This window comes from Vibrio sp. 5S239 (genome assembly GCF_041439575.1).
Classification (GTDB): Bacteria; Pseudomonadota; Gammaproteobacteria; order Enterobacterales; family Vibrionaceae; genus Vibrio; species Vibrio kanaloae.
Map to the genome: position 1 here is coordinate 24,186 of NZ_JBGOOM010000011.1, position 12,213 is coordinate 36,398.

10 protein-coding genes are annotated in these 12,213 nt (G+C 46.0%); 2 read left to right on the forward strand and 8 right to left on the reverse strand.

Annotated elements, in window-relative coordinates; all coding sequences use genetic code 11:
- Positions 1–64: 64 nt before the first annotated feature.
- Entirely contained in the window at positions 65–232 is a 168-nt protein-coding gene (locus tag ACED48_RS10745) for a hypothetical protein (RefSeq protein ID WP_017057057.1), read from the forward strand.
- A gap of 84 nt (positions 233–316) precedes the next feature.
- Here ACED48_RS10745 and bioD read toward each other — a convergent pair whose 3' ends face one another.
- Genes bioD through bioB form a run of 4 tightly spaced genes read right to left on the reverse strand, consistent with a single transcriptional unit; the run spans position 317 to position 4,051 of the window.
- Positions 317–1,000, reverse strand: a complete 684-nt coding sequence (gene bioD / locus ACED48_RS10750) for a dethiobiotin synthase (protein ID WP_017057056.1) — start codon at positions 998–1,000, stop codon at positions 317–319.
- Positions 997–1,800, reverse strand: coding sequence for a malonyl-ACP O-methyltransferase BioC (gene bioC / locus ACED48_RS10755; protein ID WP_017057055.1), 804 nt, complete (start codon positions 1,798–1,800; stop codon positions 997–999). The genes bioD and bioC overlap by 4 nt, the downstream gene beginning before the upstream one ends.
- Positions 1,801–3,012, reverse strand: a complete 1,212-nt coding sequence (gene bioF, locus ACED48_RS10760) for an 8-amino-7-oxononanoate synthase (protein ID WP_017057054.1) — start codon at positions 3,010–3,012, stop codon at positions 1,801–1,803. It abuts the gene before it with no gap.
- Positions 2,999–4,051: a biotin synthase BioB gene (gene bioB / locus ACED48_RS10765; RefSeq protein ID WP_016792500.1), complete on the reverse strand. Its 1,053-nt coding sequence runs from the start codon at positions 4,049–4,051 to the stop codon at positions 2,999–3,001. The genes bioF and bioB overlap by 14 nt, the downstream gene beginning before the upstream one ends.
- 159 nt (positions 4,052–4,210) lie before the next feature.
- Here bioB and bioA point away from each other — a divergent pair, with 159 nt between their 5' ends.
- Positions 4,211–5,488, forward strand: coding sequence for an adenosylmethionine--8-amino-7-oxononanoate transaminase (bioA, locus tag ACED48_RS10770; RefSeq protein ID WP_017057053.1), 1,278 nt, complete (start codon positions 4,211–4,213; stop codon positions 5,486–5,488).
- A 101-nt stretch (positions 5,489–5,589) separates the two neighbouring features.
- Here the strand turns inward: bioA and serS are convergent, their stop codons facing one another.
- From serS to ACED48_RS10790, 4 genes are all read right to left on the reverse strand, one after another.
- Positions 5,590–6,897, reverse strand: coding sequence for a serine--tRNA ligase (gene serS, locus ACED48_RS10775; RefSeq protein ID WP_017057052.1), 1,308 nt, complete (start codon positions 6,895–6,897; stop codon positions 5,590–5,592).
- Between the two features lie 142 nt (positions 6,898–7,039).
- Positions 7,040–8,395, reverse strand: coding sequence for a replication-associated recombination protein A (locus tag ACED48_RS10780; protein ID WP_029627077.1), 1,356 nt, complete (start codon positions 8,393–8,395; stop codon positions 7,040–7,042).
- Positions 8,396–8,458: 63 nt separating this feature from the next.
- On the reverse strand, positions 8,459–9,055 hold the full coding sequence (lolA, locus tag ACED48_RS10785; protein WP_017057050.1) for an outer membrane lipoprotein chaperone LolA: 597 nt from the start codon (positions 9,053–9,055) through the stop codon (positions 8,459–8,461).
- A gap of 75 nt (positions 9,056–9,130) precedes the next feature.
- The gene (locus tag ACED48_RS10790) at positions 9,131–12,190 is read right to left on the reverse strand and encodes a DNA translocase FtsK (protein ID WP_017057049.1); all 3,060 of its coding nucleotides are present in this window, start codon (positions 12,188–12,190) and stop codon (positions 9,131–9,133) included.
- Positions 12,191–12,213: the final 23 nt, after the last annotated feature.

The window sequence follows — 12,213 nt, forward strand, 5'->3', positions numbered from 1 at the left end:
ACAATCCGTTTACAGTGGCTTCAGATGATTTATTGGCTTGTCCATGTACAACAAGGGAACAATCATGGTTGAAGGTACTAACACTCAAATGGCTATTGATTTACTGTGCTGTCACCTAGGGATTACTGAAGAAGAAGCAAAGAAACAGATCGGTATTCTTACGCCACAAGCAGCGCAGACCAATATAACAGAGACACAACAAGCACTAATGGGACTGACAAAAGAGCATTAATCCCAAGCTTAACTCTACACAGGCTTAAAATAGCAAAAGGGCTGCAATCGCAGCCCTTTTCTTGTTTCACGTATAACTTGAGAATTAAAGTTCAAGCAATGGCTGTACATTAATGTACTTACCAATATTCTTAGACTTCGCTTTTGGTACGTAAGGGATCTCACCTAACTTTGGCGCACCAAGCTTATCTTCAAGCATCGCAATAATATCTGCGTAGTGTTCAGTGCCTGGGTTAATGCGGTTTGCTACCCAACCGACTAGATTTAGACCATCTGCACGAATCGCTTCTGCGGTTAATAGAGCGTGGCTCAAACAACCCAGCTTAATACCTACCGTCAATACAACTGGAAGCTGCTCTTTCTTAATCCAGCTAGACAAGTATTCGTCATCTGAAACCGGTACACGCCAACCACCAGCACCTTCAACTAAAACGATGTCAGAGTTCTGCTTATGCTGTTCTAGCTTCGCTGATAATACCGCTTCATCAATCACGACACCGTCATGCTTCGAGGCGATGTGAGGCGATGATGGCAGTAGCAACGCGTACGGATTAACGTCCTCGTAAGCAATATATTGCGTCGCTGCTTCTTGAAGATGCAGCGCATCACTGTTACGTAACCCTTCAGGGGATCGTTCACATCCTGCAGCAACTGGCTTGTAGCCAATTGTTGATAAATCTTGTGCGGCCAAAGCTTGAAGAATCGCTTTTGAAACCACAGTTTTTCCCACTTCGGTATCCGTACCTGCAATGAATAATGCATCAATCATAATTGAATAACCCCTAAACAAACTTGATATGTTGCTGGTAAGAAACCTTGATGATTTTTGAACTCTCGATATTCCCGTTCAACAAGCTGCAACATACGACGACTTGTTAAACCTTGTGAGCGACCACTTATGTGATTAGCGCCGATGCCTTTAAGGTCGCGCATCAGTTCAAACGCAGTGTCGTACCAAACAGTGATGGTGGGCAAGTCTAGTTGATGAGCTGTACAGCTAGATTGCGCTAACGCAATTTTTACCTGATTGATCGTAATAAAATGGTTAACGTGTTGATGTGCGTCAATTTTGGACCATGACTTTTCCAGTTCAAACAGTGACCCATCAAGCAAAGTTGAGAAAATAACACGCCCACCAGCCGCTGTAACACGCTTCATCTCTCTCAAAGGCGACGACAAGTCGTCACACCATTGCAACGCAAGGCTAGAGAAAACGATATCAAAACACCCATCTTCAAACGGCAATTGTTCGGCATCGGCTTGTTGGTATAAAGAGACAGATGCACCACAGCGCTTCTCTGCTGTTGCTAACATTCCAACAGAAAGATCAGCGCAAACCACTTCAGCGCCTCGTTTTACAAGTTGCTCTGAGAAATAGCCAGTACCACAACCTAGATCCAGCACCTTGAAACCTGACAGATCGCTGGGTAGTTTATCCAGCAGTCTGTGGCCGACATCTCGCTGGAATTCAGCGTGTTTGTCATAGGTTGTTGCTGCTTTACCAAAGGCTTCGGCAATCGCACTCTTATCTTGGCCAACGTAATTATGCACTACTGCTTCTTGTGACATTTACTGAGCCTCTTTATTTGATTCAAAGCTTGGATGGATACCCGATTTAATGCCTGAGTCGATATTTCGCTCAATGGCTTGATGCAACGACCTGGTTAGCTGGAGAATCTGTTCATGGCTATGATTTGCCGTTAACGTGATTCGTAATCGAGCGGTTCCAACAGGAACAGTTGGCGGCCTTATTGCGGTCACCCAAACTTGGTTTTGCTTTAACTCTTCAGCAATAGATAGTGCAGATTGGGCTTCGCCGATTAAAAACGGCTTGATCGGCGTCTGAGTATCCACAAAGCCTTTCAAACCATTTACCTGCTCTGTATAGAGAGCCCCTAACTCAGTCAGCTTTTCTCGGCGCCACTCTTGCGTCTGAATCATCTGACACGCATGAGACAAAGCCACCGCTTGTGAAGGTGGCATCGCCGTCGAATACACATGATGACGCGCAAACTGCGTTAAGTAATCCCCCACTTCTGACGAACAAAGAATCGCAGCACCAGAAAGGCCAAATGCTTTACCAAAGGTCACCACCAAGATATCAGGTGAGATTTGTGCGGCGTTGCAGCTTCCTGCCCCTTTATCACCTAATACGCCAATACCGTGGGCATCATCAATCGCCAACCAACTGTCGTATTGATTAGCCAGGCTAGAGATATATTCGAGAGGCGCTTGGTCACCATCCATGCTGAATACGCCTTCAGTGACGACTAACGATTGTGGAGACCGACCTAATAACGACTCTAGATGTTGTGTATCGTTGTGCTTAAAGCGTTTCATTGTTGCAGGACAAAGCATCCCCGCTTCCATCAAAGAGGCGTGGTTAAATTTGTCTTGCAACAGAGAGTCGCCTTTTTCGAGCAGAGAAAACAACAAGGCTTGATTGGCACTGAAACCAGAACTAAAGAGAATGGCACGTTCAAAGCCCAACCATTCGCACAGCTGAGCTTCTAAGTTTCGATGAGCAGGACTAAAACCCGTGACCAATGGCGATGCCGCACTGCCAGCACCATAAAGGGAAAGCCCAGCTTGCCACGCCTCCACCAATTCAGGGTCGTTCGCCAAGCCTAGGTAATCATTACTCGAAAAATTGATGAAGCGAGAACCTTCGCAAGTAAGCAAAGGACCATTACTGCTTTCGAGTACCTTGAGTTGACGAGTTAGCCCCTGTTCGCGGCGTTGAACAAGGGCATCTTTGATACGAGATTTAAACAGTGGCATCGTAGAACATGTCATCTTTCGTTGGACGAGCAGCTACGCGCTCCACCACTTGATCTAACAGTTCGTTTTCTTGAATTTCATCAGGTTTCTGAGCCACTTGTTGGCTGTTGATACCTAACTTCTTAAACAGCTGCATATCCGTGTCTTCATCTGGGTTTGGTGTAGTCAGTAGCTTACAACCGTAGAAGATCGAGTTCGCGCCAGCCATGAAACACATCGCTTGCATCTGTTCGTTCATATTCTCGCGACCTGCAGATAGACGAACCGCAGACATTGGCATCATGATACGAGCAATCGCAATCAACTTAATGAAGTCAAAAGATTCAACATCATCGACGTTTTCCATCGGTGTGCCTTTCACTTTCACGAGCATGTTGATTGGCACACTCTCAGGGTGTACCGGAAGGTTCGCTAGCTCTACCAGCAGACCTGCACGGTCATTGGTACTTTCGCCCATACCAATAATGCCACCAGAACAGATCTTCATACCGGCATCACGTACGTGAGATAGCGTATCTAAACGATCTTGGTAAGTACGAGTGGTGATGATGCTGCCGTAAAACTCAGGAGACGTATCAAGGTTATGGTTGTAGTAATCCAAACCTGCGTCTGCTAACTCGCCAGCTTGATCTGGTGTAAGCATACCCAGTGTCATACAAGTTTCTAGGCCCATACCTTTCACACCTTTGATCATATCAGTCAGGTGAGGCATATCGCGCTCTTTCGGGTTTTTCCATGCCGCGCCCATACAGAAACGAGTCGAGCCTGCGTTCTTGGCTTTTTGCGCCGCATCCAAAACACGCTCGACTTCCATTAAGCGTTCTTTGTCGACATCCGTTCGGTAGTGAGCACTTTGAGGACAGTACTTACAGTCTTCAGGACAAGCACCGGTCTTAATCGATAGAAGCGTACTCACCTGCACGTGGTTGTGCTCTTGGTACTGTCTATGGACCACTTGAGCTTCAAACATTAAATCCATAAACGGTTTTTCAAGCAGCGCTGTTACTTCAGCAACTGTCCAGTCATGACGAACTTCCACGTGTCGATCCTTTTTTATTATTTGATGTTTCATCTCTATCAATAGAGATTGCATTTATGCTTGGCTAGTCTACCGACAAGCTTTAGACTGTCAATACATTGATAATATCAAAAGTTTACATCTGATTATCTTTTAATCACACCAGGAATGGAAGTTACTATGGATCTCGCCTTTGATCGCCAGCATATCTGGCATCCCTACACATCAACGTTAACACCTCTGACCTGCTATCCAGTCACCAACGCAGACGGTGTTTACCTAGAATTAGAAGGCGGAAAACGAATTATTGATGGTATGTCATCTTGGTGGTCAACCATCCACGGCTACAATCACCCTGAGCTAAATGCTGCAGCTCACAGCCAAATCGATAAGGTTTCACACGTTATGTTTGGTGGCATCACCCACCAACCCGCTATCGATCTATGTAAGAAGCTTTTGAATCTCGCGCCAAGTAATCTTGAGCATGTATTTTTGGCCGATTCAGGTTCAGTAGCCGTAGAAGTGAGCCTCAAGATGGCACTGCAATATTGGCACGCTAAAGGACAACCTCGCTCAAAGTTCCTAACACTAAGAGATGGTTACCACGGGGATACCTTTGCGGCGATGTCAGTGACCGACCCTGACAACTCGATGCACAGCCTCTACAAAGGCTTTTTACCGGAGCACATTTTCGCTGACTCGCCAAAAACAGGCTTTTGGGATCAATGGGACGCGAACGACATCAACAGCTTTCGAGAAAAGCTGGCAACACACCATCAAGAAGTCGCAGCCGTGATCTTAGAGCCTATCGTTCAAGGGGCTGGCGGCATGCGCATCTACCACCCTGAGTTCCTAAAACAGGTTCGCTTACTGTGTGATGAATTCAATGTATTGCTGATCTTGGATGAGATTGCGACCGGATTTGGCCGCACAGGGAAACTGTTCGCTTGTGAGCATGCCGATGTTCAACCGGACATCTTATGCGTAGGCAAGGCTTTAACTGGTGGTTATATGACATTGTCAGCAACGCTTGCGAGTAAAGAAGTTGCTGACACAGTATGTGGCGGTGAAGCGGGCTGCTTTATGCACGGACCAACCTTTATGGGCAACCCATTGGCTTGCGCAGTCGGTGCGGCAAGTTTATCCATCATCGAGCAAGGCCATTGGAAAAATCAGACTCAACAGATTGAACAGCTTTTCTCTGAGTTGCTACCACCGTTACGAGGGCATGATCTCGTCAAAAACGTTCGCTGGTTGGGCGCTATTGGCGTCGTTGAAACCCACACGCCTGTCGATATGGAAACCATTCAAGCGCACTTTGTAGAGCAAGGCGTTTGGATCCGCCCATTTGGTAAGTTGATTTATATGATGCCTCCTTTCATTAGCAAGCCTGAGCACATCGAACAACTTGTTTGCGCCATTGATAGCGCATTAAAAGATAGCCACTGCTTTACTTAACTCATGCAGGTCGCGTCTTATACGTCTACCTTTATCTTATCGCAAATAAAAAACCCAGCCGAATGGCTGGGTTACAGAATTAATAGGGCTCTAGGAGCTAACTAACCAATGTGCGTTACGCCGCCCATGTATGGCTGAAGTACTGCTGGGATAGCAATACGGCCGTCAGCTTCTTGGTTGTTCTCAAGAATAGCAACCATAGTACGACCTACAGCAAGACCAGAACCGTTTAGTGTGTGCACAAGTTCAGGTTTCTTCTCACCTTTACGACGGAAACGAGCTTGCATACGACGCGCTTGGAAATCCCACATGTTTGAACAAGAAGAAATCTCACGGTAAGTCTCTTGTGCTGGAACCCATACTTCTAAGTCGTAAGTTTTCGCAGAACCGAAGCCCATGTCGCCCGTACATAGAATCACTTTACGGTAAGGAAGTTCTAGAAGTTGAAGTACTTTCTCAGCGTGACCTGTTAGCTCTTCAAGCGCTGCCATTGAGTCTTCTGGCTTGGTGATTTGTACTAATTCAACTTTGTCGAATTGGTGCATACGGATAAGGCCACGAGTGTCACGACCGTAAGAACCCGCTTCAGAACGGAAACATGGTGTGTGAGCTGTCATCTTAAGTGGCAGTTCAGCTTCGTCAGTAATCGTGTCACGAACCATGTTCGTTACCGGTACTTCCGCAGTAGGGATAAGCGATAGAGTCTTAAGAGGAACATCACTCACTTGTTCAGTCAGCGGACTTGTGTGGAATAAGTCTTCGCCGAACTTAGGAAGTTGGCCAGTACCGTATAGGCTATCGTGGTTCACTAGGTACGGTACGTACATTTCTGTGTAGCCGTGCTCGTCAGTGTGAAGATCCAGCATGAACTGGGCAATCGCACGGTGTAGACGTGCAAATTTGCCTTTCATCACGATGAAACGAGAACCTGAGATTTTAACTGCGCTAGCAAAATCAAGACCGCCAGACATTTCGCCTAGATCTACGTGATCTTTCACTTCGAAATCGTAAGTCTTAGGTTGACCCCAACGAGAAACTTCTACGTTGCCATCTTCGTCTTTACCATCTGGCACTTCTGCGTCAGGAAGGTTAGGAATAGACATGGTGATCGTTTCTAGCTCAGATTGAAGGTCAGCCAATGCGACTTTAGCTTGGTCTAGCTCTGCGCCTAAGTTGCCTACTTCTGCAAGGATACGCTCAGCTTCTTCATGGTCGCCTTTTGCTTTCGCTTGACCAATGGACTTCGATCGAGAGTTACGTAACGCTTGTAGCTCTTCAGTTTTCATCTGAAGGGACTTACGTTTTTCTTCAAGTTCACGAATTGTCTCTACATCAAGGGTGAAGCCTCGACGTGCTAATTTTGCCGCTGTTTCATCCAGCTCAGCTCGAAGTAATTTAGAATCCAGCATTGCTAATCCTATGCTTTAGTTATTTGAATATTCAGTAGTTTGCTACTGAATCACTGCTAAACCCCTAAAACTGGTGCTATTTCGACCAATTTATAACGATTTAATTGAAATTTTATGACTAGCTAACGATATCCAAAAAAGACTACTTTTCATAGCGTTTTTGTGGGCTTTTTGCGTCCAAATCCGCCAGATAATCTAGCTTCTCGCCAATTTTGGTCTCTAAGCCTCGTTTTGTTGGGAAATAGTATTGCTTCTCTCCGATTTCAGGAGGCAAATACTTTTCGCCAGCGGCGTAGGCTCCCGGTTCGTCATGAGCATAACGATATTCTTGCCCATAGCCCATGTCCTTCATTAAAGTTGTCGGTGCATTTCGTAAATGATGAGGCACTTCATATTCAGGAAGGTTGTGCGCATCGGTTAACGCTTGTTTCCAAGCTGTGTAAACGGCGTTACTCTTTGGTGCACACGCTAAATAGACAACCGCTTGAGCAATCGCACGTTCCCCTTCCGCAGGACCAATGCGAGTAAAGCAGTCCCAAGCTGACATCGCTACCTGCATGGCACGAGGGTCAGCGTTACCGATATCTTCAGAAGCAATCGCCAGCAAACGTCTTACGATATACAAAGGGTCACAACCTGCCGCAATCATTCGTGCCGACCAATACAAGGCCGCATCAGGGTTGGAACCGCGAATTGACTTATGAACCGCAGATATTAGGTCGTACCAAATATCGCCCTTATTATCGAAACGAGCGACTTTCTCACCAGCCACTTCAGCCAATAACTGCAAGGTTATCGCTTTCTCGCCTTTATCGTTGTCTTCTGCCATGTCATACAGCAGCTCAAGATAATTGAGCGACATACGTGCGTCACCGTTGACCAGTTCAGCAAGGCGATCTAAGACGTTATCGGCAAAATTGGCAGACACATCACCCAACCCACGCTGTTTATCTTCGATAGCTTGGCGAATAACGAGGGAGATATCCTCAGTATTGAGAGAAGTCAGTTTGTAGACTCGCGCACGCGACAACAAAGCGTTGTTCAGCTCAAAGGATGGATTTTCTGTTGTCGCACCAATAAAGGTCACGGTGCCATCTTCGATATGAGGCAGAAAAGCATCTTGCTGACTTTTGTTAAAGCGATGGACTTCGTCCACAAACAGGATGGTTCTGCGCCCTGCTTGCTTGTTCTCACGCGCTTTTTCAATCGCAATACGAATATCTTTTACGCCCGACGTTACCGCTGATACGCGTTCAACCTCTGCGCTCGCATAGTTCGCAGCCACTTCGGCTAACGTCGTTTTACCGGTGCCCGGAGGCCCCCACAAAATCATCGAGTGTATATGGCCGGCTTCCAATGCTCTGCGAAGTGGTTTACCTGGGCCTAATATATGCTGCTGGCCGATGTACTGTTCGACAGTTTCCGGTCTCATACGAGCAGCAAGGGGACGAAAATCTTCGTCCCCCGCAAAATCTAAGCTGTAATTACTCAATTGCAATCTCTTGATTCGTTGATGGCATTAATGCCTATCGACGTACTACCAAACGATCTGCTTTTTAGATCAGTTTCTTTGGTCGTCGACCTCGACACCTTGCGGCGCCACAAAAGTAAAGCGGTCTGCTGCTGGCTTACCCAAGTCAACATTGCTAAAGGTAAACTCACCTTTTTGACCGTCTTGTTCAATCACATTAAAGCCCTGAACAATGCCCTTCTGGGTGATATTAATCTGGAAATCACCCTGATTAGAATCCACAGCCGTTGGCGTTAGCGTAAATTGATTACCGGTTTGCACGACGCTGTAGTTATCCCAATCACTCTCTTGGTTGCGTGTCAGCAGTACAAAGGGCGTTTGTGAGGTTGCTTGTTCTTGCCAGTAAATGCTCACTTGCTCAATGAACGGGCTGTAATACCACAAGCTTTGACCATCAGATACCAGCAGGTTTTCATCAGGGAAAGTGGTTTCCCAACGGAATAAACTAGGGCGTGCAATCTCTACCGTACCCTCACCTTCCATAACCACGTCACCATCAGGGCTAGTGACGACTTGTTTAAAGTCAGCACTAAAGCCAGCGTTCAATGCCAAGCGGCTACTCAACTCTTCTTTCGGAGAAGCAAACACTGAGAAGCTCATAAATAAAAGTGCGAATACTTTTTTCATCAATAATCCTGTTAAAACATAAGTCTGTCATATTTTCGATTTGACCGACTTAATGGGTATGAGTTCCTAGTGGAACTAATTTTTTGGTGGTGCTGGCGCTAAGACCTCTCGATTACCATTATGACCTGGAGCACTTACAATACCTTGTGCTTCAAGTTGCTCGACAATACGTGCGGCACGGTTATAGCCGATCTTGAATCGACGCTGAACACCCGAAACGGAACCTCGACGTGAATGAACCACGTGCTCGACAACTTGATCAAACAAAGGGTCAACTTCTTCATCGCCTTCCATTTTTTCACCCGGTAATAGTGCTTCTGGGGTTTGGTCGCCGTTAGTAATCTCTTCAATATAATTCGGCTTGCCACGTGCTTTCCAGTTATTCACAACCGCATGCACATCATCATCTGATGCAAAGGCACCATGTACACGAATGGTATGACTAGAACCTGGTGGTAAGTAAAGCATATCACCCATACCAAGTAGCGACTCCGCACCACCTTGGTCAAGAATGGTTCTAGAATCCGTTTTAGTCGATACGGTAAAAGCAACACGTGTTGGTATATTGGCTTTGATAAGACCTGTAATTACGTCTACAGATGGACGTTGAGTTGCAAGAATCAAATGGACACCGGCTGCTCGCGCTTTTTGTGCCAAACGAGCAATCAGCTCTTCTACTTTCTTGCCCACGACCATGATTAGATCAGCAAATTCATCAACGATCACCACAATGTAGGGCAGCTTTTCAAGCAATGGTGCTTCAGGGTCCATGCTGTCCCCCGGCTTCCATAATGGATCATGAATTGGGTGACCCGCATCAGCAGCCATCTTAAGCTTATCGTTGTAGCCTTTAATGTTACGAACACCAAGCGCCGACATAAGCTTGTAGCGACGTTCCATTTCGCCGACACACCAACGAAGGGCGTTAGACGCATCTTTCATGTCAGTCACAACTTCAGACAATAGATGTGGAATACCTTCATATATAGACAATTCCAACATTTTTGGGTCAATCATGATGAAACGAACGTCTTCAGGTGATGCCTTGTAAAGCATACTCAAGATCATCACGTTCACACCTACAGACTTACCAGAACCAGTAGTACCCGCAACAAGAACGTGTGGCATTTTCGATAGGTCAGCAATCACCGCTTCACCTGCGATATCTTGCCCGAGGACTACGGTCGTTGGTGATTTCGCTTCTTGGAACTGAGTACTGCTCACCACATCTGAGAAGAATACCGTTTGACGACTCATGTTCGGTAATTCCAAGCCTACATAAGGCTTACCCGGAATAACCTCCACGACACGTACTGCCAATGCAGACAGCGAACGTGCTAAGTCCATTGAAAGTCCTGAGATACGGCTTACTTTCACACCGGGAGCCAAGTCTAGCTCAAATCGAGTAATCACTGGACCAGGGAAAATATCAACTACATCAGCTTTGATCTTGTAGTCCGCTAGTTTCGATTCAACCAGACGAGCAATCGCTTCTAGAGCGTCGCGGTCGATAAAGGTTTCACGTTTTTCAGGGTGGAACAACAATTCAAGTGTTGGCAACGGCTCTGCTGGCTTTGGCAAGTTCACATCTTGCTGAACTAAAAACGGATTTTGGGCCGCTGCCATATTAGCCTGTGCTTTAGACACTTTGCTTTGAAACGCAGCAACATCTTGGTCTTCATGTAAAGGCTCTTCTTCTGTCACTTCTTCCCAAGGAAGATCAACGATAGGATCTTGCCTTTGCTCTATTGAACTCGTAAGTTCAGACTGCTCTTGTCCATTAGACAAAGACTCAGATTGTTCTGTGTTTTCGTCTTCTGCTCGTTCAACATCAAACTTTGAATTCTGTTCAAAGAACGGATTTTCAGTCATATCAATAGGTGGCTCTTGCGCTGAAAACGCTTGTGACATTTCTCTTTTCTCATCCGCTGATGTCGCATTATCGACGTCAATATCACTAGCAGCACTAACTTGTGACTGATCACTCTGCGCATATTCTTGGTATGAGATTTGAGATTCGAGTGCATCCACCTGATCATGTTCAGCAAGATCATCTTCATACATAGCGGCACTTTCTAACTGTTCTATAGTCGCATTCAACTGTTTTGAACGCTCTACGCCCTCTTCCAATAACTCATTTGTATCTTGATAGACGGGGGGAACAAGGGGCTGCTCTACAGGGACTCTCTCATTGTGAGCTGATGTTTTTTGTTCATTTGAGGAGGCAACCGTCTTATTAGGAGCCTCTACAGGCATGTGGATATTGTAATGGCGCCTCGGCGATGCAGTATCGTCTAACGTGCTTGTAGCAGTCTCTGAAGGCTCAGTTGTCGCAGGGAAACTCATTGCAGGATCAAAAGCGGTTTGATCTGCGTCTTTCGCGTCTTCAGTAAAAGATATATCCCGGTAAGTAGGCTCTTGATGACGCATTTCAAACCGATCTCGGTCTGCCGACTCCTTCAACTCAGGTTCTAGCAGTTCTTGATCTTGTCCGCGTGCTCGATTGACTGCAGACGTAAAAAGTTTGAGCGCGCCTTCGCCTAGCCATTCAACAATACTTAGCCAAGAAATACCCGTTAATAGAGTAAAGCCAGCCCCCCATAAGAACAGGAGAACAAGTGTGCTACCAAGAATATTCAGAGTTGGAAGTGCAAGGCTACTTAGTACATCACCAACCACACCACCTGATGAAAAATACCAAATGTCGTCAAAATTGATATCCGCTAGACCACAACTAGTAAGAATCAGCACAGTGAGCCCAAGTAAGCGAGATCCCCATAACATGAAGTCTATCTGTTCATCTTCATTACGTTTTCGGAACAGCACCCATGCAGTAACCGTTACCAATATAGGTATCGGGTAGGCCAGAGAGCCAAATATAAAGAAAAGTGTATCCGCCAACCATGCACCTAGATAGCCACCCGCATTTTGAATGTCACCACCCCATGCCGTTTGTGACCATGATGGGTCTGCAGGACTAAAAGTTAATAACGCCACGGCAAGTAGAATAGAGAAAAGAACACCCAGTATGAGGCTGCACTCTTTTAGACGTTGAGAACCACTTAAACGAGGAGACTGAGGCTCTTCACTCGTTTTAATGATTGTTTCTACTTTATTACTGCTCTGCTTGAACATAAACCAACTTAATAATTGAACGA